The organism is Streptomyces sp. NPDC050548, from assembly GCF_044457385.1.
Classification (GTDB): domain Bacteria; phylum Actinomycetota; class Actinomycetes; order Streptomycetales; family Streptomycetaceae; genus Streptomyces.
Window position 1 is genome coordinate 1 of the sequence record NZ_JBITGV010000029.1, and the last position, 26,152, is coordinate 26,152.

27 protein-coding genes are annotated in these 26,152 nt (G+C 69.4%); 14 read left to right on the forward strand and 13 right to left on the reverse strand.

All coding sequences use genetic code 11. From position 1 onward, the window contains the following. The first annotated feature begins 132 nt into the window (after positions 1-132). Both ACIBJH_RS45310 and ACIBJH_RS45315 read left to right on the forward strand, forming a co-directional pair. A complete protein-coding gene (locus ACIBJH_RS45310) occupies positions 133-1,077 on the forward strand; it encodes a MerR family transcriptional regulator (RefSeq protein WP_399122854.1) in 945 nt (314 codons plus the stop codon). A gap of 54 nt (positions 1,078-1,131) precedes the next feature. Beyond that, entirely contained in the window at positions 1,132-1,701 is a 570-nt protein-coding gene (locus ACIBJH_RS45315; protein WP_399122855.1) for a GNAT family N-acetyltransferase, read from the forward strand. 74 nt (positions 1,702-1,775) lie between these two features. Here the strand turns inward: ACIBJH_RS45315 and ACIBJH_RS45320 are convergent, their stop codons facing one another. From ACIBJH_RS45320 to ACIBJH_RS45330, 3 genes are all read right to left on the reverse strand, one after another. Next, positions 1,776-3,461, reverse strand: a complete 1,686-nt coding sequence (locus tag ACIBJH_RS45320; protein ID WP_399122856.1) for a rhamnogalacturonan lyase B N-terminal domain-containing protein — start codon at positions 3,459-3,461, stop codon at positions 1,776-1,778. 108 nt (positions 3,462-3,569) lie between these two features. Continuing rightward, positions 3,570-4,430 carry a hypothetical protein gene (locus ACIBJH_RS45325; protein ID WP_399122857.1) on the reverse strand — a complete coding sequence of 287 codons (861 nt, stop codon included), beginning with the start codon at positions 4,428-4,430 and terminating at the stop codon, positions 3,570-3,572. Further along, positions 4,427-4,993, reverse strand: a complete 567-nt coding sequence (locus ACIBJH_RS45330) for a SigE family RNA polymerase sigma factor (RefSeq protein ID WP_399122858.1) — start codon at positions 4,991-4,993, stop codon at positions 4,427-4,429. The genes ACIBJH_RS45325 and ACIBJH_RS45330 overlap by 4 nt, the downstream gene beginning before the upstream one ends. 244 nt (positions 4,994-5,237) lie before the next feature. Between ACIBJH_RS45330 and ACIBJH_RS45335 the strand changes: the two genes are divergently transcribed. Then, the gene (locus tag ACIBJH_RS45335; RefSeq protein ID WP_399122860.1) at positions 5,238-6,689 is read left to right on the forward strand and encodes an NCS2 family permease; all 1,452 of its coding nucleotides are present in this window, start codon (positions 5,238-5,240) and stop codon (positions 6,687-6,689) included. A 34-nt stretch (positions 6,690-6,723) separates the two neighbouring features. Here ACIBJH_RS45335 and ACIBJH_RS45340 read toward each other — a convergent pair whose 3' ends face one another. From ACIBJH_RS45340 to ACIBJH_RS45350, 3 genes are all read right to left on the reverse strand, one after another. After that, positions 6,724-8,184, reverse strand: a complete 1,461-nt coding sequence (locus ACIBJH_RS45340; protein ID WP_399122861.1) for a peptidoglycan D,D-transpeptidase FtsI family protein — start codon at positions 8,182-8,184, stop codon at positions 6,724-6,726. A 64-nt stretch (positions 8,185-8,248) separates the two neighbouring features. Beyond that, positions 8,249-8,722 carry a GNAT family N-acetyltransferase gene (locus ACIBJH_RS45345; protein WP_399122862.1) on the reverse strand — a complete coding sequence of 158 codons (474 nt, stop codon included), beginning with the start codon at positions 8,720-8,722 and terminating at the stop codon, positions 8,249-8,251. A 3-nt stretch (positions 8,723-8,725) separates the two neighbouring features. After that, positions 8,726-9,499 carry an IclR family transcriptional regulator gene (locus ACIBJH_RS45350; protein WP_033283195.1) on the reverse strand — a complete coding sequence of 258 codons (774 nt, stop codon included), beginning with the start codon at positions 9,497-9,499 and terminating at the stop codon, positions 8,726-8,728. Between the two features lie 140 nt (positions 9,500-9,639). Between ACIBJH_RS45350 and ACIBJH_RS45355 the strand changes: the two genes are divergently transcribed. Further along, positions 9,640-11,169: an aldehyde dehydrogenase (NADP(+)) gene (locus ACIBJH_RS45355; protein ID WP_399122863.1), complete on the forward strand. Its 1,530-nt coding sequence runs from the start codon at positions 9,640-9,642 to the stop codon at positions 11,167-11,169. A gap of 129 nt (positions 11,170-11,298) precedes the next feature. After that, positions 11,299-11,907, forward strand: a complete 609-nt coding sequence (locus ACIBJH_RS45360; protein ID WP_399122864.1) for a DUF1349 domain-containing protein — start codon at positions 11,299-11,301, stop codon at positions 11,905-11,907. Here the strand turns inward: ACIBJH_RS45360 and ACIBJH_RS45365 are convergent. Further along, the gene (locus tag ACIBJH_RS45365; RefSeq protein ID WP_399122865.1) at positions 11,867-13,237 is read right to left on the reverse strand and encodes an MFS transporter; all 1,371 of its coding nucleotides are present in this window, start codon (positions 13,235-13,237) and stop codon (positions 11,867-11,869) included. The genes ACIBJH_RS45360 and ACIBJH_RS45365 overlap by 41 nt on opposite strands. An 82-nt stretch (positions 13,238-13,319) precedes the next feature. Here ACIBJH_RS45365 and ACIBJH_RS45370 point away from each other — a divergent pair, with 82 nt between their 5' ends. From ACIBJH_RS45370 to ACIBJH_RS45395, 6 genes are all read left to right on the forward strand, one after another. Beyond that, positions 13,320-14,315, forward strand: coding sequence for a GlxA family transcriptional regulator (locus ACIBJH_RS45370; protein ID WP_399122964.1), 996 nt, complete (start codon positions 13,320-13,322; stop codon positions 14,313-14,315). Then, positions 14,312-14,803, forward strand: a complete 492-nt coding sequence (locus ACIBJH_RS45375; protein WP_399122866.1) for a GNAT family N-acetyltransferase — start codon at positions 14,312-14,314, stop codon at positions 14,801-14,803. The genes ACIBJH_RS45370 and ACIBJH_RS45375 overlap by 4 nt, the downstream gene beginning before the upstream one ends. Positions 14,804-14,880: 77 nt before the next feature. Next, positions 14,881-15,594 carry a DsbA family oxidoreductase gene (locus ACIBJH_RS45380; RefSeq protein ID WP_399122867.1) on the forward strand — a complete coding sequence of 238 codons (714 nt, stop codon included), beginning with the start codon at positions 14,881-14,883 and terminating at the stop codon, positions 15,592-15,594. Positions 15,595-15,690: 96 nt separating this feature from the next. Next, positions 15,691-16,740 (forward strand): aminotransferase class V-fold PLP-dependent enzyme, encoded by a 1,050-nt coding sequence (locus ACIBJH_RS45385; RefSeq protein WP_399122868.1) that lies wholly within the window; start codon positions 15,691-15,693, stop codon positions 16,738-16,740. 21 nt (positions 16,741-16,761) lie between these two features. After that, complete coding sequence (locus tag ACIBJH_RS45390; RefSeq protein ID WP_399122869.1) at positions 16,762-17,379, forward strand: RNA polymerase sigma factor; 618 nt, start codon at positions 16,762-16,764, stop codon at positions 17,377-17,379. 25 nt (positions 17,380-17,404) lie between these two features. Next, positions 17,405-18,403, forward strand: a complete 999-nt coding sequence (locus ACIBJH_RS45395) for a maleylpyruvate isomerase family mycothiol-dependent enzyme (protein WP_399122870.1) — start codon at positions 17,405-17,407, stop codon at positions 18,401-18,403. A 9-nt stretch (positions 18,404-18,412) separates the two neighbouring features. On the opposite strand, the gene thpD is transcribed toward ACIBJH_RS45395, so the two are convergent. The 6 genes from thpD to ACIBJH_RS45425 form a co-directional block, all read right to left on the reverse strand. Further along, positions 18,413-19,309 (reverse strand): ectoine hydroxylase, encoded by an 897-nt coding sequence (gene thpD, locus ACIBJH_RS45400; protein ID WP_399122871.1) that lies wholly within the window; start codon positions 19,307-19,309, stop codon positions 18,413-18,415. A 5-nt stretch (positions 19,310-19,314) separates the two neighbouring features. Beyond that, positions 19,315-19,719 carry an ectoine synthase gene (locus ACIBJH_RS45405; RefSeq protein ID WP_399122872.1) on the reverse strand — a complete coding sequence of 135 codons (405 nt, stop codon included), beginning with the start codon at positions 19,717-19,719 and terminating at the stop codon, positions 19,315-19,317. A 28-nt stretch (positions 19,720-19,747) separates the two neighbouring features. Continuing rightward, the gene (ectB, locus tag ACIBJH_RS45410) at positions 19,748-21,019 is read right to left on the reverse strand and encodes a diaminobutyrate--2-oxoglutarate transaminase (RefSeq protein WP_399122873.1); all 1,272 of its coding nucleotides are present in this window, start codon (positions 21,017-21,019) and stop codon (positions 19,748-19,750) included. A 46-nt stretch (positions 21,020-21,065) separates the two neighbouring features. Beyond that, on the reverse strand, positions 21,066-21,572 hold the full coding sequence (ectA, locus tag ACIBJH_RS45415; protein WP_399122874.1) for a diaminobutyrate acetyltransferase: 507 nt from the start codon (positions 21,570-21,572) through the stop codon (positions 21,066-21,068). Positions 21,573-21,838: 266 nt separating this feature from the next. Then, a complete protein-coding gene (locus ACIBJH_RS45420) occupies positions 21,839-22,351 on the reverse strand; it encodes a DinB family protein (RefSeq protein WP_399122875.1) in 513 nt (170 codons plus the stop codon). A gap of 39 nt (positions 22,352-22,390) precedes the next feature. After that, on the reverse strand, positions 22,391-23,491 hold the full coding sequence (locus tag ACIBJH_RS45425; protein ID WP_399122876.1) for a pyridoxal-phosphate-dependent aminotransferase family protein: 1,101 nt from the start codon (positions 23,489-23,491) through the stop codon (positions 22,391-22,393). 176 nt (positions 23,492-23,667) lie between these two features. On the opposite strand from ACIBJH_RS45425, the gene ACIBJH_RS45430 reads away from it, so the two are divergent. From ACIBJH_RS45430 to ACIBJH_RS45440, 3 genes are read left to right on the forward strand one after another with little or no spacing between them, the layout of a single operon-like run. Continuing rightward, complete coding sequence (locus ACIBJH_RS45430; protein WP_399122877.1) at positions 23,668-24,519, forward strand: transporter substrate-binding domain-containing protein; 852 nt, start codon at positions 23,668-23,670, stop codon at positions 24,517-24,519. After that, complete coding sequence (locus ACIBJH_RS45435; RefSeq protein WP_399122965.1) at positions 24,516-25,343, forward strand: amino acid ABC transporter permease; 828 nt, start codon at positions 24,516-24,518, stop codon at positions 25,341-25,343. Before ACIBJH_RS45430 ends, ACIBJH_RS45435 begins: the two co-directional genes overlap by 4 nt. Beyond that, positions 25,340-26,131, forward strand: coding sequence for an amino acid ABC transporter ATP-binding protein (locus tag ACIBJH_RS45440; protein WP_399122878.1), 792 nt, complete (start codon positions 25,340-25,342; stop codon positions 26,129-26,131). Before ACIBJH_RS45435 ends, ACIBJH_RS45440 begins: the two co-directional genes overlap by 4 nt. Positions 26,132-26,152 lie beyond the last annotated feature (21 nt).

The window sequence follows — 26,152 nt, forward strand, 5'->3', positions numbered from 1 at the left end:
CGAGTACGAACGGGACTTCTGGCAGAGCCTGGAACAAGTCCCGCAGTCCGCCTGAACCAACATCATCGGACTCTACGAAACTCGGGACAGCTCACTTGAGTCTCCAGTAAGGGGAGACGCAAAGGTGGGGACATGGACGGCGACCCCCTCTACTCGATCGGCGAACTCGCTCGGCTGACCGGTCTCACGGTCAAGACCATCCGGTTCTACTCCGATGGCGGAATCGTGGCGCCGACCGGCCGCAGCCCCGCAGGCTACCGCCTCTACGACATCGAAGCCGTCGCACGCCTGGACCTCGTAAGGACCTTGCGCGAACTGGGACTTGACCTCTCCACGATCCGGAGGGTCGTGGACCGGGAACTCTCGCTCCCCGAGGTCGCCGCGGCGCACGCCGAAGCGTTGGCCGTGCAGATTCGTGTCCTGCGTCTGCGGCATGCGGTGTTGGCGGCGGTGGCCGCGCGCGGGTCCACACCTGAGGAGACGGAACTCATGCATCGGTTGGCCCAGCTCTCCGAGGACGAACGCCGACGTCTGGTCGGGGAGTTCCTCGATGCAGTCTTCGGTGTCCTTGTCGCCGCCGTCCCCGCGTTCGCCGGGGTCATGCGCTCGATGACCCCCGAGCTGCCCGACAACCCGGATGCGGAACAGGTCCAGGCGTGGGTGGAGTTGGCCGAACTGTCCCTGGACCCGGAATTCCGCGCCTCCGTGCGGCAGTTGGCCGAGGAGCAGGCCGCCGAACAGGTTCGAGGCGATGCGTCGACGGGCCCGCGCCGCGATATCGCCGCAGTCGTGCGTGACCATGTCGGGCCGGCCCTCGCCGCCGGTGTCGAACCGGCCTCGCCTCAGGCCGATCCGTTCGTTGCGGCCTTCACGGCGGACTACGCGCACCTCTTCGGCCGCCCCGACGACATCGACCTTCGCCGCCGGCTGGCCGCTCGGCTGGAGCGCGTCAACGACCCCCGCAGGGAGCGTTATCTCCAACTGCTCGCCGTGGTGAACGGCTGGCCCGCCCCGGAGAGTCTGGCCCCGGCGCTCGACTGGTCCGTGCAGGCTCTGCGCGTCCGGACACCGCTGTGACAGGGCAGACATGAGACATGGCAGAGTGAAATCGGCGCCGCATATGATCAGTTCATGACCGCTCCCGTCGTACTTCACGTAGCCGCGACGCCGACCGCCCCCACCCTCGTTCTCCGCCCCTGGCGCCTCGCGGACGTTCCCGCTCTGGTCGAGGCGGGCCGGGATCCCCTCTTGCGCCAGTGGATAACTTCCCTCGTCGACAGCGAGGTCGACGGGGCGCGGTGGGTGCGGGAGCAGGAACGGGGCTGGGCAGCGGGGGAGCGGTTCGCGTTCGCCGTTCTTGAGGCCCAACTCGGTTCGGGTCAGGAGCAGTTGGTCGGCAATATGGTTCTCAAGGAGGTCACCCCCGGCAAGCCGGCTGTCGAGGTGGGCTATTGGACCGCCGCGCACGCTCGCGGGCGTGGAGTGGCGCCCCGTGCCCTCGACGCGGTCAGCGACTGGGCCTTCGACACCTTGGCCGCCGACGGGCTGGAGCGGCTCGAACTCTTGCACCAGGTGGACAACTTGGCCTCGTGCCGGGTCGCGGAGAAGGGTCGGTACGAGTTCGACAGTGTGCTGCCCGCCGCGCCGCCCGCCTTTCCCCGTGACGGCCACCTCCACATACGGCGGCGCGCGGACCGCTGAGATCCCGAACCCGATGGACAACGCCCCCGCCGGTCGTCACCGGCGGGGGCGTCGCTCTGCTGACTGAGGGGGGCTCAGGTCAGCAGGTCGATGCAGTCGAACGACGTGCCCGGGCTGAGGAACGCCGAACCCGTCGAACCACTGACTACGTTGATCTTCATCACGTTGTACTTCGTCGTGTCCGAACTCCACGCACTGGAAGGGACGTTGAAAACGAACGTGTGGTTGTTTCCACGGTAGGAACCCGTGGTGAGATCGCGCGTCGAGGGTTGTGTGGGTGGGGTGGGGATAGGGGAAACCCAGTCGTTCACGGTGACTTGGGGGCGGGCGTTGATGTACGCCGTTGTAACCCCGACCCGCAATGTGTGTGCTGCCGCTGCCTGTGCCGCCGTCAGTTTGAAGTAGACCAGGACGCCGTCGTTCACGTCCTTCCAGATGTACGCCGGGAAGGACTCGGCCTCGCTTCCGCTTCCGATCGTGACGTTCCCCGTCCACTTCGCCGCCCGCGCGTCGGACGGATGCGCGTACGTCATCAGCTCCGCGTTCTTGAACTCCCCTGGTGTGCCGTCCCAGTTGCCCAGGCGCCACACCGCCCCCGCGACGGACGGGTCACCCGTGATCGTCAGGGTGTGCAGCGACGTCGTACCTCCCGCCGTCACCGTCACCGACTGCGCCGTGTGCACCGCGAGTTCGCCCTTGAAGACCGTCAGTGTGTACGTCCCCGGCAGCATCCCCTTGCAGGAGAACGCGCCGGTGCCGGGCGCCGCCTTCGTCCAGTACTGGGCGTCCGGGTTGGAAAAGCCCACCGTGTACGGGTACTTGGGGTCCATGCCCTTCAGGCCGACCCCCGCCACCCTTCCGCGACCCGCCTTGCCCACCCAGCCCGTGATGCCCAGCGAGTCCACCCACGACGTGTCGAGGTTCGCCGCGAAGAGGGAGGACGAAGGTGTGCCGCCGTCCGTGAATGCCACCACGAACGGGCCCTGTAGACCGAAGCGTTCGGGCTCCGTCTGGGCCTCGTTGTAGTGCAGGATCTCGTACAGCCCCGCGCCGCCCTCGTTCGAGTGGCGCAGCAGGGAGCGGTAGAAGGGGCCGCCGGACGCCTTCTCGTGGTTGGAGCGGACAACCCACAGACCGACCGAGCCCGTCGTGAAGCCGACGTGGTCGTAGTCGATGGTCCGCTTGCCCGAGTAGTGCTTGGAGCGGGTCGTGCCGTCGGGGTGCTTCCAGACGTCACCCGCCTCGATGATCGTGTCCGTGGTCGAATCCCACGCGTCTGAGCCGGAGTTGGGGAACGCGCCCGGCTTAACCCGCACGATGTAGCGGGTCGCGGTGAAGGAGGCGTCCGCCTTGTTCGTCCACAGGTAGACGTTGTTCTCGCCGCTGCGGGCCGCGTACCACTGGGTGATCGGGCCGTGGACCACCTTCACCAGGATCGTCGAACCCGACTGCCCGATGGTGACCGTCGAGGCGCCCAGCCCGGACTCGACGTGCGAGTGCTTGCCGCCGTAGCCCTCGTACTCCTTGCCCTTGTAGGCGAGGGACGTGAGGTCGCCCGTCGATTTCGAGACCTTGAACACGAGCGAAGCGCCCGTGGTGATCACGTAGTGGGAGCCGTCGTCGGTGTAGCCGAAGGCTGCGGCGGAGGCGGACGAGAGGAGGCCGGTGCCGCCCGCGACGGCCGCGCCGGTGGCGGCGACACCGATCGCGGAGGCCCCGAGCACCCGCCTGCGGGTGAGGTGCTTCTTGTGCGTGCTCAAGCGACTTGCTCCGTGTGCTCCGTGCGAGAGGAACCTTGCGCTTCCTTGTCGCCGCCGGAGCGGAAAGGGTTGCCGCCCGGCCGGAGGTGATTTTCCGGGACCCCGCGGCTACGACTTCGTCGCCGCGAAGTCGCCCTTGACGGACAGCTGTTGGCCGGCCGCCGTGCCCGCCGCCGAGTAGCTGTCGTCCTTGGCGTCCCGGCCGCCGCGGTCGTGGTTGTACTGCCCGGCGAAGACCCACTCGCCGACCGCGACCGTACGGCCCTCCTTGAGCACCCACGTGTAGACCAGGAACCCGCCCTGCTCCGTCACCGTCTGCGTGAAGTCCTGCTCGGGCAGCGAGCGCCAGGCGCCCGCGGAGCTGACCCCGCCGGTCAGCTTGACCTTCAACTGGACGGTGAGCGAGGTGAGTTGCTTGGTCGTCTTGAGGGTGACGTCGCTCTGTGCCCAGAAGTCGCCACTGCCGGGATCGATCGAACCGTCCGACCACAGCGGGCCGTCCTGCGTACCGGAGGCGGGCGGGAGTACGGGAGTGGAGGCGGACGCGGTCGGGGACTTCGCCGTCGGCGAGGTGCTGGACTTCGGAGACTTCTGCGTGGTGTCGCCGGAGCCCGAACTGTGCGTCGGGGCAACCGGTTTGACCGGGGTACGGCTCGTCGCGTCCGGCGACGGCGTGGGCGTCGGGGTCGGTGAGACGGACACCGTCTGCTCGGCGGGGGAGTTGCCCTTCACCGCGGACGCCACCGCGTAGCCGCCGATCGCGAGGACGCTCGCCACCGCCGCCGTCGCGCTGACGACCCGCACCCAGCCGAACACGGGCGGCCGGGTGGCCCGGTGGTCGGGACGCGACTGCGCGGCCATGCCGCGTTCGAGCCGCGCCAGGATGCGCGCCCGGTCGGGCTCGTGGGCCTCGGCCGCCTCGTGCAGCCGGGCGCTCAACTCGTCGTCGTGGACGTCCTGGTGCCTCATCGGTTCCTCCCTCCGGTCTCGCCGCCGCGCACCATCGCCGCGTGCATCTGCAGCGGAGGGCTCTGCGGGCCGAGCAGGCGCTGCAACTCGGCCATGCCCTTCGACGTCTGGCTCTTAACCGTACCGACGGAGACACCGAGGGCGAGCGCGGTGTCCTTCTCCGACAGATCGAACGCGTGCCGCAGCACCACGCAGGCCCGCTTGCGGAACGGCAGCCTGCGCAGGGCCTCTTGGACGTCGACCACGCCGGCCACGTCCGGGTTCTCGGTCTTCTCCTCGCGCTGCGACCAGAACAGGGCGACCCGTCGCCGCTCGCGCACCGCGCTGCGGATCCGGGTGCGGGCCAGGTTGGCGACGACGCCACGGGCGTAGGCCGCGGGGTGATCGGCGGCGCGCACGCGGTCCCAGCGGTGCCAGAGCGCGAGCAGCGCGTCGGCCGCGAGATCGTCGGCGGCGTCCGCCTCGCCCGTCAACAGGTGGGCGAGACGGGACAGTTCGGCGTAGTGGCGTTCGAAGAAGGCGTGGAACTCCACGGAGGCGGCGTCGTCGACGACTGTGCCCACGGCGGACCTCTCCTCGCTGTGGTGTGTGCGTGTCATGTAGATGACACGTGATCATTCGGGGAGGACCCCGACCAGATCGGGAGCGTAGCAGTGATCAACTGGGTGGATTGGTACAGGCCTTCGAACATCGTCTGGTGGGCCGACCCTGATTCCGTAACACGGGGAAAACCTGAAACAGGTTCAACGCGGGAACAATCCAGCCAGCATCCGCGCACCGATCACTGAGGCAACGAGGAGTACCCGCATGTCCGAGTCACAGAAGGTGGCCGACCGGCCAAGTGCCGAACCACCGGCGGCGAACGGTGTCGACCGGTTCTTCAAGATCTCCGAACGGGGATCCACCTTCGGTCGTGAGATACGCGGCGGCTTCGCCACGTTCTTCACGATGGCCTACATCCTCGTCCTGAACCCGATCATCCTGGGCAGCGCCAAGGACAAGTTCGGGCACTCGCTCGACACCGGCCAACTGGTCACCGCCACCGCCCTGGTGGCCTGTGTGATGACGGTCATCATGGGTGTCGGCGGCAACCTGCCGCTCGCCATCGCGGCGGGCCTCGGCCTCAACGCCGTCGTCGCCTTCCAGCTGGCGCCGCTGATGAGCTGGCCCGACGCGATGGGCCTCGTCGTCATCGAGGGCGTCCTGATCTGCGTCCTGGTCCTCACCGGGCTGCGCGAGGCGATCATGAACGCGATCCCGCAACAGCTCAAGCAGGCCATCGGCGTCGGCATCGGGCTGTTCATCGCGTTCATCGGCTTCGTCGACGCCGGCTTCGTCAGTCGTATACCGGACGTCGCGCAGACCACGGTCCCCGTGCAGCTCGGCGCCGTCGGCAGACTGACCGGCTGGCCCGTCCTGGTCTTCTGTCTCGGCGTACTGCTGACCATCGCGCTGGTCGCCCGCAGGGTGAAGGGCGCGATCCTGATCAGCATCGTCACGATGACCGTCCTCGCGATCATCATCAACTCCGCCGCCGACATCAAGAGTTGGGGCCTGATGACCCCCAAGGTGCCGGACAAGATCGTGGACACGCCCGACTTCGGACTCATCGGCCACTTCAGCCTGTTCGGAGCCTTCGGTGAGACCAGCGCGATCACCGTGATCCTGCTGATCTTCACGCTGATCCTGTCGGACTTCTTCGACGCCATGGGCACGATCGTGGGGATCAGCGCGGAGGCCGGACTGCTGGACGAGGAGGGACAGGTGCCGAACATCGGCCGCGTCCTGTTCATCGACGGTGCGGCGGCCGTTGCCGGCGGTATTGGTTCCGCGTCCTCCAACACCGCCTACATCGAGTCGGCTTCGGGGGTCGGTGAGGGGTCGCGCACCGGGTTCTCGAACCTGATCACCGGTGGGTTGTTCGGGCTCGCGCTGTTCCTGACCCCGCTGCTGACGATCGTGCCGTTGCAGGCCGCCGCGCCCGCGCTGATCGCGGTCGGGTTCCTGATGATGACCCACGTCAAGCACATCGACTGGGACAAGTACGAGATCGCGATTCCGGCGTTTCTGACCATCGCCACGATGCCGTTCACGTACTCGATCACCGACGGGATCGGCGCGGGGTTCATCTCCTACGTCGTGATCAAGGCGGTGCTCGGCAAGGCGAAGGAGGTCAACTGGCTGCTGTGGGCGGTGTCCGCGCTGTTCCTCGTGTACTTCGCGATCGACCCTGTGGAGCAGATCCTGGGCGTCAAGTGAACGACGGCCCCGGCCACCCGGCCGGGGCCGCTCGCTAACTCTTCAGCGCCGCCTTCATCATCGCCTTGGCCACCGGGGCCGCCAGGCCGTTGCCGCTGATCTCGGACCTTGCCGCGTCCGACTGCTCGACCACGACAGCCACGGCGACCTCTTTCCCGGTGTCGTCGGACTTGCCGTAGGACGTGAACCAGGCGTACGGGGACTGGTCGTTGTTCTCGCCGTGCTGGGCCGTGCCCGTCTTGCCGCCGACTGTCACGCCCGCGATCTGGGCGTTCGTTCCGGTGCCGTCGGTGATGACCGTCTGCATCGCCGACTGGAGTTGCTGGGCGGTGCGCGAGCTGACGATCTCCTTCGTGGTCGTGCTGTCGTCGTAGTTGTGGACCACGTCGCCGCCGCTGTCGGTGGTCTCCGACACCATGTGCGGGGAGACCAGCTTGCCGTCGTTGGCTATGGCGGCCGACACCATGGCCATCTGGAGCGGGGTGGCGGTCACGTCGTACTGGCCGATGCCCGTCAGGGCCGTGGACGACTTGTCCATGTCCGACGGGTAGACGCTCGGGTACGCGCGCACCGGGATGTCCAGCTTGTCGTCGTTGAAGCCGAACTTCTCGGCCATCGCCTTGACCTTGTCCTGCCCGAGGTCGACGGCCATCTTCGCGAACACGGTGTTGCACGAGTACTGGAGCGCGACCCGGATCGAGGCGTTGGTGCAGGGCGCGGACGAACTCTCGTTCTTCAGCGGGGTGACCGTGCCCGGCAGCGTGTACGGCGAGGGGCTGGTCGTCTTCTCGTCCACCGAGGAGTACAGCCCGTCCTCCAGGGCCGCCGCCGCCACGACCAGCTTGAACGTGGAACCCGGGGGCAGCGGCTGGCGCAGCGCGCGGTTGGTCAGCGGCTTGTCGGCGTCCGCGTTGAGCTGCTTCCAGGCAGCGGCGGCGGTGTTCGCGTCGGTCAGCGACGAGGGGTCGTAGGACGGGGTCGAGACCACGGCGAGGATCTTTCCGGTCGTCGGATCGATCGCGACCGCGGCACCCTTCTTGTCGCCGAGCGCGTCGTACGCGGCCTTCTGCACATCCGGGTCGATCGTCGTGACCACGTTGCCCGGGGCGGCCCGCTCGCCGGTGATCGTGTCCATGACGGTCTTCAGGCCGCTGTCCGTGCCGTCGAGGAGGTTCGCGTAGATCCCCTCCAGCTGCGTCGGCGCGTAACTCTGCGAGGCGTAACCCGTCACCGCCGCGTAGAGCTTGCCGTCCGTGTAGGTGCGTTTGTACGCGAGGTCGCTGCTGCTCTCCGTCCGCGTCGAGCCGGTGATCGCGTTCCCGGCCACGATGATGTTCCCGAGCGGGTCCGCGTACGTCGCGATCGCGTTGCGCCGGTTGTCCTTGTCGTCCGCCAGCGCCTGGCCGTCGTAGAACTGCACCCAGGTCGCCCTCACCAGGAGGGTGAGCACCAGGAGCAGTGCGAAGACGGAGGCGCGCCTGATCGTCTTGTTCATCCCGCATGGAGGACGAGCGGACGGGAGGGAATCGTTCCCTTACGCCGCTTTTCTCATCGAGTGCTCATGAACTCAGCGTCAGGAGGAGCTCGTCGATCTCCTCGCCGCGCGCGTTCGCGAACCCCCGGTCGTGGCCGCTGACCACGAACCCGCACTTCTCCAGCACACGCCGGGAGCCCGCGTTGTCGGCGGCCACGCGCGCGTGCAGCGGGCGCTCGGGCACCTCGGCCAGCAGGTCGCGCAGCGCGGCCGTCGCGATGCCCTTGCCCCAGTAGGCGCGGTCGATCCAGTACGTCACCTCGCGCTCGCCGGGCCCGCCGTACACCGCGGCGCTGCCCACGACGTCACCGTCGACGAGGACCGTGCGGTTCACCACGCCGGGCAAGGCGCGGATGCGCTTCCAGTGGGCGTCGAAGGCGTCCCGGTCGGCCGGGTCCTCGTGTGTGAAGGCGGCCATCCGAAGGGACTCGGGATCGTTGGTCTGCCGGAAGAAGACCGGCAGATCACTGTCGTGGACCGGGCGGAGCGCGACGTCCATGAGTCAGAGCCTCCGGGTGGCGAGGGTGAGCCGGTCGCGGGCGTCGAACAGGGCGTCCTTCACCATCTGTTCGTGCGCCGGGGTCAGCCGGGCCACCGGCACCGAGCAGCTGATCGCGTCCCGCGCGGGGGTGCGGTACGGAATCGCGACGCCGAAGCAGCGCAACCCGAGCGTGTTCTCCTCGCGGTCCACGGCGAAGCCCTGCTCACGGACCTGGTGGAGTTCCTCGATGAGCTTCTCGCGGTCGGTGATCGTGTGCTCGGTGAGCGCGGGCAGCGTCTCCGGGAGCATCTTGCGGACCTGCTCGTCCGAGTAGGTGCTCAGCAGCGCCTTGCCCAGCGAGGTCGAGTGCGCCGGGAGCCGGCGGCCGACGCGGGTGAAGGGCCGTAGATAGTGCTGGGACTGGCGGGTGGCCAGGTAGACCACGTTCGTGCCGTCCAGGCGGGCGAGGTGGATGGTCTCCGTGGTGTCGTCCGAGAGCCGGTCCAGGGTGGGGCGGGCCGCCGCGACCACCTCGTCGCCGTCGATGTACGACGTGCCGACCAGCAGCGCCCGTACGCCGATGCCGTACCGCGTGCCCGTCGCGTCCGTCTCCACCCAGCCCAGCTCCACCAGCGTGCGCAGCAGCATGTAGAGGCTGGACTTGGGGTAACCGACGGCCTCCTGGACCGACGCGAGGGAGTGCATACCGGGCCGGCCCGCGAAGTATTCGAGCAGCTCCACCGTCCGCACCGCGGACTTGACCTGTGCCCCGCCGCCTGTCTCGCCTGCCGACATCGCCCTTGACCCCTTCGTTCGACGAGAACCTTGAGTTATCGTCTCCACGAGCATATTCATCATCAGAGACAGCGTTCAGCATATCGAACGAGCCTGGTGAATGACCCAGAACTGCGGCATTACATGTGGAGGGACCCGCGGTGGCAGCAGCACCAGTCTGGAGTGTCGACCCCCGAACCGGGAAGCAGCGGGAACAGGTTGCGGTGGAGGCCACAGCCCAGGAGGTGGACGCCGCCGTCCGCGCCGCGTACGCCGCCCGTGGTTCCCTCGCCGACCGCACGGTCCGCGCGGCCTTCCTGCGCGCCGCCGCCGACCAGCTCGAAGCGGCCAAGAACCAGCTGGTCGAGGTCGCCGACGCGGAGACCGCGCTCGGCCCGGTCCGGCTCAACGGCGAACTCGCCCGCACCTGCTACCAGTTGCGCGCCTTCGCGGACATCGTCGACGAGGGCGCCTTCCTCGACGTCGTCATCAACCACCCCGACGACACGGCCACCCCGCCGATCCCGGACCTGCGCCGCTACAAGGTGCCGCTGGGCGTCGTCGCCGTCTACTCGGCCTCCAACTTCCCCTTCGCCTTCTCCGTCCCCGGCGGCGACACCGCGAGCGCGCTGGCCGCCGGCTGCCCGGTCGTCGTCAAGGCCCACCCCGACCACCCCGGCCTGTCCGAGCTGGTCGCGAAGGTGCTGCGCCGGGCCGCCGCCGAGCAGGGGATCCCGGACGGGGTCCTCGGTCTGGTGCACGGCTTCGAGGCGGGCGTGGAGCTGGTCAAGCACCCGCTGGTCTCGGCGGCCGGTTTCACCGGGTCGGTACGGGGTGGCCGTGCCCTCTTCGACGCGGCCGCGTCCCGGCCCGTCCCGATCCCCTTCCACGGCGAACTGGGTTCCCTGAACCCCGTCGTGATCACCGAGGCGGCCGCGGCCGAGCGGGCCGAGGCGATCGGTACGGGGCTCGCGGGGTCGATGACCCTGGGTGTCGGCCAGTTCTGCGTGAAGCCGGGCCTTGTGCTCGTGCCGGCCGGCTCCGCCGGGGACGGGCTGGTCAAGTCGCTCACCGACGCCGTCAGCGACACGGACGCCGGGGTTCTGCTGGACCACCGGATGCGGGACAACTTCCTCGCGGGTGTCGCCGAGCGGGCTCAACTCCCCGATGTGGACTCGCCGGTGACGCCCGGCGCGGGCAGCGAGCACACCGTGAGCCCGGGGTTCCTGACGGTGCCGGCGGAGAAGCTCGCGGCCGAAGGGGCGTACGACCTGCTGCTCGAAGAGTGCTTCGGGCCGGTCACTGTGGTGGCCCGCTATGACGATGACGCGCAGGCGAATGCGGTGCTGTCGCGACTGCCGGGGAATCTTACGGCGACTGTTCACCTCTCGGCGGAGGAAGCGGCGGGGGAGGGGCGTGGGGCGGAGATCCTGGCCGAACTCACGCCGCTCGCCGGGCGGGTGTTGGTGAACGCGTGGCCTACGGGGGTTGCCGTCGCGCCGGCCCAGCACCACGGAGGGCCGTACCCGGCGACCACCTCTACGTCGACTTCCGTTGGCGGTACGGCTATTGAGCGGTGGCTGCGGCCTGTTGCTTACCAGAACACGCCTGAAGCGTTGCTGCCGTTGGAGTTGCGGGACGGGAATCCGCTGGGGCTGCCTCGGAGGTATGACGGGCGTTTGGAGCGGTAGCGCCGTTGGGGTGCGGTGAGTTGCGGAGTGCCGGTCCGTTGTGGCTGGTCGCGCCCACGCGGCGGAGCCGCAAATCGATACAGCCCCGCGCCCCTTAAAACCACTGCCTGGGCCTGAGATAGTTAGTGGATGGACTTGGAACTTCCCGAACTGCCTTTCCCCCTCCGTACTTATGGGCCCGACGGGCATTGGTCCTACGAGGACGGGGTGCTCACCGGGTGGGCCGGGCCCCGGCAGGACCGGTTTGTGCCGCCCACCGGGGAGGGGCTGGACCCCGCCTCCGACGCGCCGCGGTTGCTCGGGGCGCCGCACGGGGACTTTCAGCTGATCGCTCGGGTCACCGTCGGGTTCGCGGGGTCGTTCGATGCCGGGGTGCTTTACGTCCATGTGGGGGAGCGGGCCTGGGCGAAGTTGTGTCTGGAGTACTCGCCGGACGTGCCCACCGTCTGCACGGTGGTCACCCGGGGGCACTCCGACGACGCCAACTCCTTCACCGTGGACGGGAGTTCGGTGTGGCTGCGGGTCAGTCGTACCGGGCGGGCCTTCGCCTTCCACGCCTCCCGCGACGGCAAGCGCTGGACCTTTGTCCGGCTGTTCACGCTCGGGGACGAGAAGGAGACGGACGCCGCCCTGGTCGGGTTCATGACGCAGTCGCCGATGGGGGAGGGGTGTGTCGTGACGTACGACCACCTTGAGTTCAGGGCGAGTTGGCCGGACGACCTGAGAGACGGAAGCTGAGTGAGGCCGTCACCGCGAAGAGGGCCGCGCTGATCGCGAGGCTTTCCCGCAGGCCCGTCGTGAATCCGTCGGAGACCAGTGCCCCGAACACGGCGATGCCCAGCCCGCCGGCCACCTGACGCGCCGAGTTGAGGACCCCGGCCGCCAGGCCCGCCCGCTCGGCCGGCACCGCGTCCATCATCACGGCGGTCAGCGGCGGGACCGTCAGGGCGCAGCCGAGGGCCATCGGTACGAGCAGTGCGGCGACGAGGAGCGGGGGCGTGTGCTCGTCGACGTAGAGCAGGCCCAGCGCGCCCGCTCCGGCGAGCAACTGGCCTATCAGCATGGGCAGTCGGGCTCCGTAGCGGCCGGCCAGTTTGCCCGACACGATGTTCGTCACCGAGATCAGGGCGGCCATCGGCAGGAACATCAGCCCGGCGTACAGCGCCGAACGGCCCTGTATCTGCTGGAAGAAGAGCGAGAAGAGGAAGACCACGCCGTAGAAGGCGACGCTGCACGCCGCACCCGCCGCGACCGCCACGGACACCGTGCGGCTGCGGAACAGGCCGAGCGGCACCACGGGATGTGCCTGGCGGAGTTCGACCCGGACGAAGAGCGCGCCTGCTGCGAGGGCGATCAGCACCGCCACAACTCCCGTTGTTCCGCCCTCGATCACCGCGAAGGTCACGGCGGTGAGTGCCACCACCGCCAGCACCTGGCCCGGCAGGTCGAGCGGCGCGGGGCGGCGTTCCGAGCGTGGTGAGCGGATCAGCAGGGCCAGTGCCACCGCGCCCAGGGGCAGGTTGATGAAGAAGATGCCGCGCCAGTCCCAGGCTGTGGTCAGCGCGCCCCCGGCCACCGGGCCGAGGGCCACCGCGATCGAGCCGCCCGCCGCCCAAGTGGCCACCGCCCGGGCCCGCTTGGCCGGTTCGGGGTAGGCCTGCCGGACGAGGGACAGCGAGGCCGGGAGGACCACTGCGGCGGCCACGCCCTGGAGCACGCGGGCGGCGATCAGCGTGGGCAGGTTCGGGGCCAGGCCGCAGGCCGCCGAGGCGAGGGTGAACACCGCGATGCCGATCGCGTACGCCCGGCTCGCCCCGGCCCGGTCCGCGAAGGCGCCGGTGGACAGCATCAGGGCGGCGAAGGAGAGGGTGTAGGCGTCCACCACCCACTGCAGGCCCGACATCCCGCCGCCGAGCGCGTCTCCGATCGACGGCAGCGCCACGTTCACCACGGACGCGTCGAGGGTGATCAGCGCGAAGCCGAGGAGGGCGGCGGTGAGGGTGAGGGCGGGGGAGGGCGGGGTCAAGTCGCGGGTGCGGGGCGTGAGTTGGGTGGTGGGCGTTGGCATGTACCCATGCTGCGGAACCGCGACGGCATAGAGTAGTGGCCGGAACGCCATACAGCCGGAGGTTCTGGCCATGCCGAGTAACATGCCGAGGAAACGGCCCCCGCACCGCGTCGCGATCGTCGCGCCGTCCCCCGTCTCCATGTTCAACCTGGCCGTCCCGGAGATGCTCTTCGCCAAGGTCGAGGTCGACGGCGCCCCTGGTTATGAGGTGACCATCTGTAGCTCCGGCGGTGGTCCGGTGGTGACGACCGGCGGGCTGCACCTCCAGGTGGGCCGGGGCCTCGACGTGCTGCGTACCGCCGACACCGTGGTGCTCGCGGGCACCGGCCGGCGCTACGAACCCGACCCGGCCGCGGTCACCGCCGTCCGCGAGGCCGCCGCCGCGGGCAAACGGATCGCCTCCATCTGCAGCGGCGCCTTCGTGCTCGCCGAGGCCGGGCTGCTCGACGGCCGCAGCGCCACCACGTACTGGGGAATGGCGGACGAACTGCGCGACCGCTATCCGGCCCTCGACCTCAGGGGCGACGTCCTCTACGTCCAGGACGGCCAGGTCCTGACCGCCTCCGGTTACGCCGCCGGCATCGACCTCTGTCTGCACATCATCCGCACCGACTACGGCGCCGCCGTCGCCAACGAGGTCGCCCGCCTCGCCCTCGTCGCACCCGTACGGCCGGGCGGCCAGACGCAGTTCACCCAGACCCCGCTGCCGCCCGAACGCGGCACCGCCTGCGCCGACACCCGGGGCTGGGCCATGCGCAACCTCGACAAGCCGCTCACCCTCACCGACCTGGCCCGGCACGCGGGCGTGAGCGTCCGCACCCTCACCCGCCGCTTCCACGCCGAGAGCGGGGTCAGCCCCCTGCAGTGGCTGCTCCACCAGCGCGTCGAACGCGCCAAGGAACTCCTGGAGACCACCACCCTCCCCATGGACCAGGTGGCCCGCGCCTGCGGCCTGGGCACGGCGGACTCCCTGCGCGGCCACCTGGTCCGCCGCACCGGGCTGACCCCGAGCGCCTACCGGACGCAGTTCAGCCACCTGGGAACCGGAGCGGCGGACATCACGTCATCGGTCGCATGACGAGTGATCGCGACACCGACACCCTGATGATCCGCACGGCCCTGCCGGCCGAGGTCGACGCCATCGCCGACCTGCACCTGCGCGCCCGGTCGACCTACTACCCCGACGGTCTCCCACCGTCCGACTTCGACTGGCGCGCCGCCTGGCTGGCCTCCGTCGAGCGCCCGGACGGCCATGTGCTGTGCGCGGTCGAGGACGGCCGTATCGTCGCCATCGCCTCCTTCCGCACCGCGGAGGGCGACCCGGCGGACACGGTCACGCTGTTCCAGTTCCACGTCGACCCCGACCGCTGGCGCTCCGGCCTCGGTACGGCCCTGCACACGGCCTGCGTCGAGCAGTGGCGGGCCGACGCCCGGCGGACCGCCGTACTCGATGTGCATGTCGACAACGAACGGGCGCAGGCCTTCTACGTCCGTCAGGGCTGGGTCGCCGACCCGGCCGACGGCGATCACCATCTGGGGATGCGCCTGGACCTCGGCGGGGAATGAAGCGGACCGAAGGAACGTTCACGGGGGAAGCGGAGGCACTCTCCGTCAACCGCACACGTCCTGGAAAGAGCCGAAGAATGCGCGTCGAGATCTGGTCGGACATCGCCTGTCCCTGGTGCTACGTGGGCAAGGCCCGCTTCGAGAAGGCCCTCGACGCCTTCCCGCACCGCGACGGCGTCGAGGTCGTCCACCGGTCCTTCGAACTCGACCCGGGCCGCGCCAAGGGCGACATCCAGCCCGTGCTGAAGATGCTCACCAAGAAGTACGGCATGAGCGAGGCACAGGCGCAGGCGGGCGAGGACAACCTCGGCGCGCAGGCCGCGGCCGAGGGCCTCGACTACCGCACCCACGACCGCGACCACGGCAACACCTTCGACATGCACCGCCTCCTCCACTTCGCCAGGGAGCAGGGCCGCCAGGACGAGCTGATCCAGGCGCTGTACAAGGCGAACTTCGCCGAGGAGCGGTCCGTCTTCGGCGACGACGAGCGCCTCGTAGAACTGGCCGCCGGTGCCGGACTGGATGCCGAGGAGGCCCGCAAGGTGCTCGCGGACTCCACCGCCTACGCCGACGACGTCCGCGCCGACGAGCGCGAGGCCGCCGAACTGGGCGCGAACGGCGTCCCCTTCTTCGTCCTCGACCGCAAGTACGGCGTCTCCGGCGCCCAGCCCGCCGAGGTCTTCGCCCAGGCCCTGAGCCAGGCATGGGGCGAGCACTCGCCCCTGAAGCTGATCGACAACGGCGACGCGGAGGCCTGCGGCCCGGACGGCTGCGCGGTCCCGCAGGCCTGAACGCCGCAGGTCAGGGCCGACACATAAGCGTTGCTTAGAGGATTCACGCAAAAATACGCAATGGACGAGGCCCGAACGGCACCGCAGAGTGGTGCCATGGAGACCTTCGAGAGCCTCGTCCGCGCCGAGTTCGCCCCGAAGAACACCTACCTCAACACGGCGAGCACCGGCCTCCTCCCGAGGCGCACCGTCACCGCCATGCACACCGCCGTCGAGGCGGCCTCGGTCGGCACACCGACCGACATGTTCGACGACGTCGAGGCGTCCCGCGCCGCCTTCGCCCGTCTGACCCGGGTACCGGTCGACCGGGTGGCGGCCGGGGCCTCGGTCGCGGTCTACAGCGGACTGATCGCCGCGTCGCTCCCGCCCGGCGCCGAAGTCCTCACCGCCGAGGCCGACTTCAGCTCCGTCGTGAACCCCTTCCACATGCGCGCCGACCTCAAGGTGCGCACCGTCCCGCTGGAGCGGATCGCGGAGTCGGTACGCCCCGGCACCGCCCTCGTCGCGGTCAGCGCCGCCCAGTCCGCCGACGGCCGCATCGCCGACCTGCCCGCACTCCGGGCGGCGGCACGCGAACACGGGGCGCGTACGTACGTCGACGCGTCGCAGGCCGTCGGCTGGCTGGACCTCGACGCGGACGCCTACGACTATGTCGCCGCCGTCGGCTTCAAGTGGCTGTTCTGCCCGCGCGGAGTTGCCTTCCTGGTCACCCCGCAGGACCTCGGCGGCCTCAACCCGGTCTTCGCGGGATGGGTCGCGGGCGAGGCCCCGTGGGACAGCTGCTACGGCCCGGTCGCCGAACTCGCCCACTCCGCCCGCCGGTTCGACGAGAGCCCCGCCCTCTTCTCCTACGCCGGTGCCCGCCACTCCCTCGCCCTGCTGGAGGAGTTGGGCGTGGCCGCCGTACGCACCCACGACCTCGACCTGGCCGACCGCTTCCGCGCGGGCCTGGCCACGCTCGGCCACGAGCCGGTCCCGTCCCCCGGCGCACCGATCGTCTCCGTCCCCGGACTGGGCCACCGCCAGGGCGAGTTGAGCGCGGCCGGAGTCGAAGTCTCGAACAGGGCGGGGAACTTGCGCGCCGCCTTCCACCTCTACAACACCCCCGAGGACGTCGACCGCCTGCTGGACGTCCTGTCCCGCTGACGCCAGGAAGGGCACCAGGGGGTGGTGCCGGTGCAGCCGACGGGCAGCAGCACGTCCGTACCATCCGCCGCCGACACGGAGCTGCACCGACGGCTCGTGTACGGCGACGAGTCCGCGCTGACCGAGGCGTACCGGATCTACGGCGGCCTGGTGCGAGGGGTCGCCGCACGGGTCACCCGCAGCCCGGTCGCCGCCGAGGACGTGGCACAGGAGGTCTTCGCCCACCTGTGGAGCAGGCCCTACGCCTTCGACGCGCGCCGCGGTTCGCTGCGCACCTGGCTGTCGCTGCTGGCCCACCGGCGGGCCGTGGACTGGGTGCGCGGCGAGGCCAGACACCGCAAGCACCGTCATGCCGACGACTCGGCGCTGCACGCCATCCCGGACGCCGGACCGGGCCCGGACGAGACGGTCGTGGACCGCGAACGCGCCCTGCTCCTGCACACCGCGCTCGCCGAACTCCCGCAACCCCAGCGGGAAGTGGTGCACCTCGCCTACTTCGCGGGCCGCACCTACCGCCAGGCCGCCGCCGAACTCGGCATCCCCGAGGGCACCGCCAAGACCCGCCTGCGCACGGCGTTACGCACCTTGGCCGAGTCTTTGGCGGACCCACCGGACCCGGCGCTGGAAAGAGGCGCATGATGACGACAGGGAAGGGGGACGTCCGATGACCGACCACGACGGTGTACGGGACCTGTTGGCCGCCTGGGCCTTCGGCGCGCTCCCGCCCGCCGAGCGCAGGAGCGTCCAGCCGCATCTGGCCGAGTGCGAGAGCTGCTCCGCCGAAGCCGCCCGACTGCGCGAGACGGTACGCCTGTTGGACGGTCCGCCCACGAACAGCACCCCGGCCGAGGTGGCCACTGTCCTCACCCGCGCACTCCGCGCCCGCCCCGCCGCAGTCCAAGTAGCGCCGCACGCCGCCCCGTACGCCGCCGCGGTGGCCGGACTCCGCGCCCTGCTCCCCGAGTTGGAGGGCAACTGGGGTACTCCGGTGGTCCACGACTGGGACGCCCACGCGACACTCGCCCATCTCCTCGCCGCCGACGAGCACTTGGCCGTACGTCTGGGCATCGGCGCGCGCGTCCCGGCCTCGCGGATCGAGGAGGACGCGGCCTGGGAGGATGCCTGGGACCGCCGTACGACGGACGTCATCGCCCATGAACACGGCCGTGACCCCGGGGCGACGGTCGCCGACTGGTCCGCGCAGGCGGCGGACCTCCTCGCGACCCCGGAGGCGCGCGACTCCGAACTCGCGTCCTGCGCGACGCTGTTGATGGGGATCAGGCTGCCCGTGGCCGAGCACTTCGTGGTGCGGGCCTTCGAGACGTGGATCCACACCGACGACCTGGGCCGCGCCCTCGGCCTGCGCGTACCGCCGCCGCCCGAGGAACACCTCGGGCGGCTGGTCCGGCTGGCCGTCCGTGTCCTCGGCCTGGCGCTCGGTCCCACCGCGCCGCCGGTGCTCTTCGCGATCACGGGCGGGGGCGAGTGGGTGCTGGGTTCCGAGGACGAGCCCGTACGGGCCGAACTCGTCCTGGATCCCGTCGACTTCTGCCTGCTGGTGGGCGGGCGGTACACCCCCGACGCGGTGCCGCGCGGGGCTACGGGCGACGAGGACGCCGTACGGAACGTACTGGAGCGGGCCGCGGCCCTGGCCTGGCTCTGATCCCGTCCTTCAGCTCACCGGCGTGAAGTCCCTCGCCCCGATGAACTCCGGCCGGCGCACCGGCGCCGCGAACGGCTCGACCGCCTTGTTCTCCACGCTGTTGAAGACGATGAAGACGTTGCTGCGCGGGAACGGGGTGATGTTGTCGCCGGAGCCGTGCATGCAGTTGCAGTCGAACCAGGTCGCCGAACCGGCCCTGCCCGTGAACAACTTGATGCCGTACTGGGAGGCCATGTCGGTCAGCGCCTCGTCGGAGGGGGTGCCCGCGTCCTGCATCTGGAGCGACTGGCGGTAGTTGTCCTCGGGGGTCGCGCCCGCGCAGCCCAGGAACGTGCGGTGCGAGCCCGGCATGATCATGAGGCCGCCGTTGGTGTCGTGGTTCTCGGTGAGCGCGATCGACACGGACACGGTCCGCATGTTCGGCAGACCGTCCTCGGCGTGCCAGGTCTCGAAGTCCGAGTGCCAGTAGAAGCCGCTCGCGCCGAAGCCCGGCTTCACGTTGATCCGGGACTGGTGGACGTACACGTCCGAGCCGAGGATCTGCCGGGCCCGCCCGACGACCCGCTCGTCCCGCACGAGCCGGGCGAACACCTCGCTGATCCGGTGCACCTCGAAGACGGACCGGATCTCCTTCGACTTCGGCTCGACGATCGACCGCTCGTCGGCCCGGATCGCCGGGTCGGCGATGAGGCGCTCCAACTCCCGCCGGTAGACGTCGACTTCGTCGTCGCGGAGGAGTTCCGGCAGGGCGAGGAAGCCGTCGCGCTCGAAGGAGTGGAGATCCGCCGGCGGGATCGGTCCCGGTGCGTCGGGGGAGCCCCAGACGACGGGGTCCTTGCGCGGGACGGACACCTCGGTGGTGCCGCGGCTGGGGTACAGGTCGGTGACGGTGGGGGCAGTGTTCATGTTCGTCAGACCTCCTCGGGCTCGGTCAGGAGCGGGTAGACGCCGTTCTCGTCGTGGTCCTCCCGTCCGGTGACGGGCGGGTTGAAGACGCAGATGCAGCGGAAGTCCTCCTTGATCCGCATCGTGTGCCGCTCGTGTCCGTCGAGGAGGTACATGGTTCCGGGCGTGATCGGGTACGTCTGCCCGGTCTCGTCGTCGGTGAGTTCGGCCTCGCCCTCGACGCAGACGACAGCCTCGACGTGGTTCGCGTACCACATCGACGTCTCGGTGCCCGCGTAGAGGACGGTCTCGTGGAGCGAGAAGCCGACCCGCTCCTTGGCGAGGACGATGCGCTTGCTCTCCCAGGTGCCGGAAGCGGCCCTGATGTGCCGGTCGGTGCCTTCGAGTTCCTTGAACGAACGGACAATCACGGTGGTGCACAGCCTCCTTGACGAGGTATCAGACGGTTTCGCGAACGGCGCGGGCGAGAATGCTCAGCCCCTCGTCCAGTTCCTCGGGGGTGATGGTCAGCGCGGGGAGCAGTTTCACGACCTCGCCCTGCGGGCCCGACGTCTCGACGAGCAGGCCGAGTTCGAAGGCCCGGGCACAGATCCGTCCGGCGCGCTCGGGGTCCTTGAACTCGATGCCCCAGACCAGTCCGCGGCCCCGGTACTCCTTGACGTCGGCGAGGTTCTCCTCGGTGATGGAGATCAGCCCCTGCTCGACCTGCTCACCGCGGGCCCGGGTCTGCTTCTCCATCGCGGAGCCGTCCGCCCAATAGGTCTCCAGGGCGGCGGTCGCGGTGACGAACGCCGGGTTGTTGCCGCGGAACGTGCCGTTGTGCTCGCCCGGCTCCCAGATGTCCAGCTCGGGCCTGAACAGGCACAGGGACATCGGAAGGCCGTAGCCGCTGATGGACTTGGAGACGGTGACGATGTCGGGCACGATCCCCGACTCCTCGAAGGAGAAGAACGCGCCGGTGCGGCCGCAGCCCATCTGGATGTCGTCGACGATCAGCAGCATGTCCTGGCGTTCGCACAACTCGGCGAGCGCGCGCAGCCATTCGGGGCGGGCGGCATTGATGCCGCCCTCGCCCTGCACGGTCTCGACGATCACGGCGGCGGGCTTGTTGAGGCCGGAGCCCTGGTCCTCCAACAGCCGCTCGAACCACAGGAAGTCGGGGACCTGCCCGTCGAAGTAGTTGTCGAAGGGCATCGGGGTGCCGTGCACCAGCGGGATACCGGCACCGGCCCGCTTGAAGGCGTTGCCGGTCACGGCCAGCGAGCCCAGGGACATCCCGTGGAAGGCGTTGGTGAACGACACGATCGACTCGCGGCCCTTCACCTTCCGCGCCAACTTCAGCGCGGATTCAACGGCGTTGGTGCCGGTCGGGCCCGGGAACATCACCTTGTACGGCAGGTCGCGGGGTCGCAGCACGAGGTCCTGGAAGGTCTGGAGGAACGCGCGCTTGGCGCTGGTCGACATGTCCAGCCCGTGGGTGACGCCGTCGCGCTCCAGGTAGTCGATCAACGCCCGTTTCAGGACAGGGTTGTTGTGCCCGTAGTTGAGCGAGCCGGCGCCCGCGAAGAAGTCGAGGTAGGCGTGGCCGTCCTCGTCGTACATACGGCTGCCCCGGGCCCGGTCGAAGACGGTGGGCCAGCCGCGGCAGTAGCTGCGGACCTCGGACTCCAGGGTCTCGAAGACGCTGAGATCGGGCTGGGTGATGGTCACGCGAATCGCTCCTAAAGGGGTGTGGGGGGTTGCCGAGGCCGTGGCCTCAGAGACTCAACGGGCCGATCCGGTACAGCACTTCGGGGTCGTGCGGCCCGTCCGGGAAGTCACCGGCCTCGAACAGGACCGTGCGCTCGACGGTGGCGCCGTGGCGTTCGGCGTACGACGTGAAGAGGCGCTCGGAGGCGGTGTTGCCGGGCGTGATGGTGGTCTCGACGGCGGTCAGGCCGTACTCGGCGGAGACCCGCTCGGTGAGCCCGTCGAGCAGCCCGGCGGCCAGCCCGCGGCCACGCTGCGCGGCGTCGACGGCGACCTGCCACACGAGCAGAGTGCCGGGCCGGTCCGGCGGCACGTACCCGGTGACGAAACCGACCGGCTCCCCGCGCTCGTCCCGCACGACGGCGGAGGTGCCGGCGAAGTCCCGGCACCACAGCAGATAGCTGTACGACGAGTTCAGGTCGAGGGCGTTCGAGTCCTTGGCAATACGCCAGAGCGCGGCGCCGTCGGCCACCGTGGGGCGGTCTATGTGCAGGTCTGCTCGGGTGGCGGTCATGCAAATTGAATTTACCGAGGGAAATTCGAAATTGCATGGAGGGATGGGGTTACGTGTGGGGCTGCGCTGTGTTATCACGCGTGCGAGTGCGGGAGGTATGCGGAGGTTTGACCCGTAGATAAAGGGCGAAACGGGCTGCCTGTGTAACGGGTCACAAGGGTGTAACCCTCACGAGATCTACGCGAATTATTTGCGTTTAGGTGCGCGGAAATCGGGCAGAAGAATTCTGGAATTGCATCCGGAACCGCATTGGGTGGGAATCGGAATTAGGCGCCTGTTGTGCCGTCGATGCTTTCCCGCAAGATATCGGCGTGGCCGTTGTGCCGCGCGTACTCCTCGACCATGTGAATAAGCACCCACCGCAGACTGACCTCGGCCCCGGCCATCGGTCCGTCCGGGATCCGCCCGAGATCGTCCGGCTCCAGCCCCGCGCAGTGCGCCTGCCCGCGCTCGATCTCCCCGCGCCACACGGCGAGTGCCTCCTCCATCCCGCGCTCGGGGACAATGGCGTACCCGTCTTCGCTGTCGTAGACGGTCGGCACGTCGAGCCCGAACACCCGCTGGAACCAGTTCCGTTCGACCTCGGCGAGATGCTGGACCAGGCCCAGTAACGTCAGCGCGGAGGGCTCGGCCGCCGCGCGCCGCACCTGGGCGTCGTCCAGGCCGGCGCACTTCGCCTCCAGCGTCGCGCGATGGAAGGCGAGCCAGCTTTCGAGCATGGGGCGCTCGGCGCCGGTCATGAGGGGGATGGGGCGGCCGTCCGGGAGAGTCGCAGTCATGCCGGCCAGCCTAGGGAGCCGCCGCCGTCCGGCCGCGAGTTACAGCCACGCTCCGTCCACGGCCGCCCGAGCCCCCTCCAGGTCCACCTGCACCCCCTGCTCGGTCAGCACCGCGCCCAGTGCTGCCAGAGAGCCCTGTACCGCGTCCGCCGTCGCGTCGACCCCGTAGTGGTTGACCCGGATCATCTCCTTCGACAGGGCGCCGCCGCCTGCCGCCAGGGGCAGGGTCGGGTTCGCTGCCAGGGCCCTGGCCACCAGCTCCGAGGCGATGACGCCCGGCGGTGTCCTGAGGGTCGTAGCGACCGGGGCGGCCTCGGACGGGTTGTGGACGTACGGCTCCAAGCCGCCGCCCAGGGCCGGCGCGCCCGCCCGGGTCGCCGCAGCCGCTGCCGCGTGGCGGCGCATCACCGTGTCCAGGCCTTCCGACTCGATCCGTTCCACGCATGCCTCCAGCGCCAGCATCTCCAACTGGGCCGGGGCGTGGAGGAGGGTCTTGCGGCCCGCGTCCACCCAGCGGGCCTTCCAGTCGAGGAGGGAGAGGTAGGAGTGGCGTGGGGCTCCGGGGTTGGACGTCATACGGGCCCATGCCCGCGCGCTCACCGACACCGCCGACACCCCCGCCGGGCCGCCCATCGCCTTCTGCGCGCCGATTACGCACAGGTCGACACCCCACGCGTCCGGCAGTACCGGCTCCGCGCCGATGGAGGCCACCGCGTCGAGGTGGAAGAGGGCGCCGTGGGTGCGTACGACCTCGCCGATCTCCGCGACCGGGTTGGTGTTGCCGGTCGCCGCCTCCGCGTGGACGAGGGACACGAAGTCGATGTCGGGGCGCTCCGTGAAGGCCTCCCGGATCTGCTCCGCCGTCACCGCCGTGTGGAAGGGGACGGCGAGATCGATCACCTCGGCGCCGCAGTCCCGCAGCCAGTTCCCGAAGGTCTGCCCGTAGGGGCCGGTGATGACGTTCAGCGCGACCGTGCCCGGACCGGCCGTCGAACGGATCGCCCCCTCCAGCGGCAGCAACGCCTCGCCCTGCATGATCACGACATCCTGCTCGGTGCCGAGCAGCCGGGCCACTCGGTCCTCGATCGAGGCGAAGTGCGCGGCGCTCAGCGGGGCCAGGTCGAGCAAGGGGTGCGTCACGGCGGTGCTCTTTCACTCGCGGGGATCGATGGGAACGAGGGTAACCGGCGCCCCTGAGGCCCCTCTGACCGGCGACTTCTTAGCCCGTACGGCCCCCTGGGCGGTACCTCACCACGAGCGGGGCGCCCCGCTCCTCCGAATAATCGGAAGCCACAGTTCCGTCACAGGAGGCCTCCGTGAACACGCTCCTCGGCCGCCGGGCCCGCACCCTGGCCGCCACCACCGCGACGGCCGCACTCGTCCTCGTGGCCGGGTGCACGTCGAGCGACAGCGGCGGCAGCGGTTCGAAGACCGCCGCCGGTGGCGTCGAACTAGTCAAGGCCGGTCAGCTCACGACCTGCACCCACCTGCCCTACCCGCCCTTCCAGTCCGAGATCGACGGCAAGGTGCAGGGCTTCGACGTCTCCCTCATCGACCTGGTCGCCAAGAACCTCGGCGTGAAGCAGCAGATCCTCGACACCCCCTTCGAGAACTTCAAGACCGGCGCCTTCCTCAACGCCGACGAGTGCGACCTCGCCGCCGCCGGCATGACCATCACCGCCGAACGCAAGAAGAACGTCGACTTCTCCGACCCCTACTTCGACGCCACCCAGGCCGTCCTCGTCGACAGGAAGAGCGGGATCACCTCCCTCGCCGACGTGAAGACCAAGGGCAAGAAGCTCGGCGCCCAGGCGCAGACCACCGGCGAGGACTACGCGAAGAGCAAGGGCTTCGACCCCGTCTCCTTCGAGTCCTCCGACGCCGTCCTCAACGGCCTGCGCACCGGCCAGGTCCAGGCGGTCATCATCGACTACCCGGTCGTCCAGGGCTGGCTCAAGACCAAGGCGAACGCCGACGCCTTCCAGGTCGTCGACAACCTCAACACCGGTGAGCAGTACGGCTTCACGGTCAAGAAGGGCAACACGAAACTCCTCGCGGCCATCAACAAGGCGATCAAGGACGCGAAGGCCGACGGGACGTACAAGAAGCTGTACGAGAAGTGGATCGGTCCGTACGACGCCTCGGCCGCCTCGCCCTCGGCCTCATGACCGACCTGCAACTCCAGCCGAAGGCAAGAGGCCTGACGCGTCGTCAACGGCGCAGGCTGTCCAGGGGAGTTCAGTACGTCGTGTTCCTCGGCGCGGTGATCGCCTTCGCGGTCACCGCCGACTGGGGGCGCCTGAAGAACCAGTTCGCGCAGTGGAGCATCGCCAGGCAGATGTTCCCCGACGTCATCACGCTGGCGTTGAAGAACACCGTGCTCTACACCCTCTCCGGCTTCGTCTTCGGACTCGTGCTGGGAATGGTCGTGGCGCTGATGCGGCTGTCGTCCGTCGGACCGTACCGCTGGCTCGCCGGGATCTACATCGAGATCTTCCGGGGACTGCCCGCCCTGCTGATCTTCATCTTCGTCGGCGTCGCCGTGCCCCTCGCCTTCCCCGGCACGGAGATCGTCGGCGGTACGTACGGCAAGGTCGCCCTCGCGCTCGGCCTGGTGTCGGCCGCGTACATGGCGGAGACGATCCGGGCGGGCATCCAGGCGGTGCCCAAGGGGCAGTTGGAGGCGGCCCGTTCACTCGGCTTCTCGCAGGCGCGGGCCATGGTGTCGATCGTCGTCCCGCAGGCGTTCCGGATCATCCTGCCGCCCCTGACCAACGAACTCGTCCTCCTCTTCAAGGACTCCTCCCTGGTCCTGTTCCTCGGCGTCACCCTGGAGGAGCGCGAACTGTCCAAATACGGACGGGACTTGGCGAGTACGACCGCCAACTCCACGCCCATTCTGGTGGCCGGCCTGTGCTATCTCCTCGTCACGATCCCGCTGAGCTTCGTGGTGCGCCGCATGGAGACGAAGACCGGGGAGGCCGTGCGATGACCGCCCCGACCGGGAACCCCGAGATCGAAGTCCGGGGCCTGCACAAGTCGTTCGGCACGAACGAGGTACTGCGGGGCATCGATCTGGAGATCGGACAGGGCGAGGTGGTGTGCGTCATCGGTCCCTCCGGCTCGGGCAAGTCGACGCTGCTGCGCTGCGTGAACCTGCTCGAAGAACCCACGAAGGGGCGGGTGTTCGTCGGCGGTACCGAAGTCACCGACCCCGATGTCGACATCGACGCCGTGCGCCGCCGTATCGGCATGGTCTTCCAGCAGTTCAACCTCTTCCCGCACCTGACCGTCACCGAGAACCTCACCCTGCCCCAACGCCGGGTCCTGCGCCGGGACAAGGCGGCGGCGGAACGGGTGGCCGCCGAGAACCTGCGACGCGTCGGCCTGTCCGAGAAGGCCGCCGCCTACCCCGCGTCCCTCTCCGGCGGACAGCAGCAACGCGTCGCGATCGCACGGGCGTTGGCGATGGACCCCGAGGTGATGCTCTTCGACGAACCGACCTCCGCACTCGACCCGGAACTGGTGGGCGACGTACTCGCGGTCATGCGGATGCTCGCGAACGAGGGCATGACCATGATGGTGGTCACCCATGAGATGACGTTCGCGAGGGAGGTGGCGGACCGGGTGGTCTTCATGGACGGCGGGGTGATCGTCGAGGACGGCACTCCGGGCAGGGTCATCACCAACCCGCAGCACGATCGAACGCGCCACTTCTTGTCCCGGCTACTGGATCCGGCCATGGCTGATGTAGAAGACGACCAGGAAAGCGCCCCCTAAGGGGCGCGGGGAACTGCGCGA

Excerpts from the sequence above, each read along its gene's own strand:
- ACIBJH_RS45310 (WP_399122854.1), top strand. The coding sequence starts at position 133 with ATGGACGGCGACCCCCTCTACTCGATCGGCGAACTCGCTCGGCTGACC.
- ACIBJH_RS45315 (WP_399122855.1), top strand. The coding sequence starts at position 1,132 with ATGACCGCTCCCGTCGTACTTCACGTAGCCGCGACGCCGACCGCCCCC.
- ACIBJH_RS45325 (WP_399122857.1), bottom strand. The coding sequence starts at position 4,430 with ATGAGGCACCAGGACGTCCACGACGACGAGTTGAGCGCCCGGCTGCAC.
- ACIBJH_RS45335 (WP_399122860.1), top strand. The coding sequence starts at position 5,238 with ATGTCCGAGTCACAGAAGGTGGCCGACCGGCCAAGTGCCGAACCACCG.
- ACIBJH_RS45340 (WP_399122861.1), bottom strand. The coding sequence starts at position 8,184 with ATGAACAAGACGATCAGGCGCGCCTCCGTCTTCGCACTGCTCCTGGTG.
- ACIBJH_RS45345 (WP_399122862.1), bottom strand. The coding sequence starts at position 8,722 with ATGGACGTCGCGCTCCGCCCGGTCCACGACAGTGATCTGCCGGTCTTC.
- ACIBJH_RS45350 (WP_033283195.1), bottom strand. The coding sequence starts at position 9,499 with ATGTCGGCAGGCGAGACAGGCGGCGGGGCACAGGTCAAGTCCGCGGTG.
- ACIBJH_RS45360 (WP_399122864.1), top strand. The coding sequence starts at position 11,299 with ATGGACTTGGAACTTCCCGAACTGCCTTTCCCCCTCCGTACTTATGGG.
- ACIBJH_RS45365 (WP_399122865.1), bottom strand. The coding sequence starts at position 13,237 with ATGCCAACGCCCACCACCCAACTCACGCCCCGCACCCGCGACTTGACC.
- ACIBJH_RS45370 (WP_399122964.1), top strand. The coding sequence starts at position 13,320 with ATGCCGAGGAAACGGCCCCCGCACCGCGTCGCGATCGTCGCGCCGTCC.
- ACIBJH_RS45375 (WP_399122866.1), top strand. The coding sequence starts at position 14,312 with ATGACGAGTGATCGCGACACCGACACCCTGATGATCCGCACGGCCCTG.
- ACIBJH_RS45380 (WP_399122867.1), top strand. The coding sequence starts at position 14,881 with ATGCGCGTCGAGATCTGGTCGGACATCGCCTGTCCCTGGTGCTACGTG.
- ACIBJH_RS45385 (WP_399122868.1), top strand. The coding sequence starts at position 15,691 with ATGGAGACCTTCGAGAGCCTCGTCCGCGCCGAGTTCGCCCCGAAGAAC.
- ACIBJH_RS45395 (WP_399122870.1), top strand. The coding sequence starts at position 17,405 with ATGACCGACCACGACGGTGTACGGGACCTGTTGGCCGCCTGGGCCTTC.
- thpD (WP_399122871.1), bottom strand. The coding sequence starts at position 19,309 with ATGAACACTGCCCCCACCGTCACCGACCTGTACCCCAGCCGCGGCACC.
- ectA (WP_399122874.1), bottom strand. The coding sequence starts at position 21,572 with ATGACCGCCACCCGAGCAGACCTGCACATAGACCGCCCCACGGTGGCC.
- ACIBJH_RS45420 (WP_399122875.1), bottom strand. The coding sequence starts at position 22,351 with ATGACTGCGACTCTCCCGGACGGCCGCCCCATCCCCCTCATGACCGGC.
- ACIBJH_RS45435 (WP_399122965.1), top strand. The coding sequence starts at position 24,516 with ATGACCGACCTGCAACTCCAGCCGAAGGCAAGAGGCCTGACGCGTCGT.
- ACIBJH_RS45440 (WP_399122878.1), top strand. The coding sequence starts at position 25,340 with ATGACCGCCCCGACCGGGAACCCCGAGATCGAAGTCCGGGGCCTGCAC.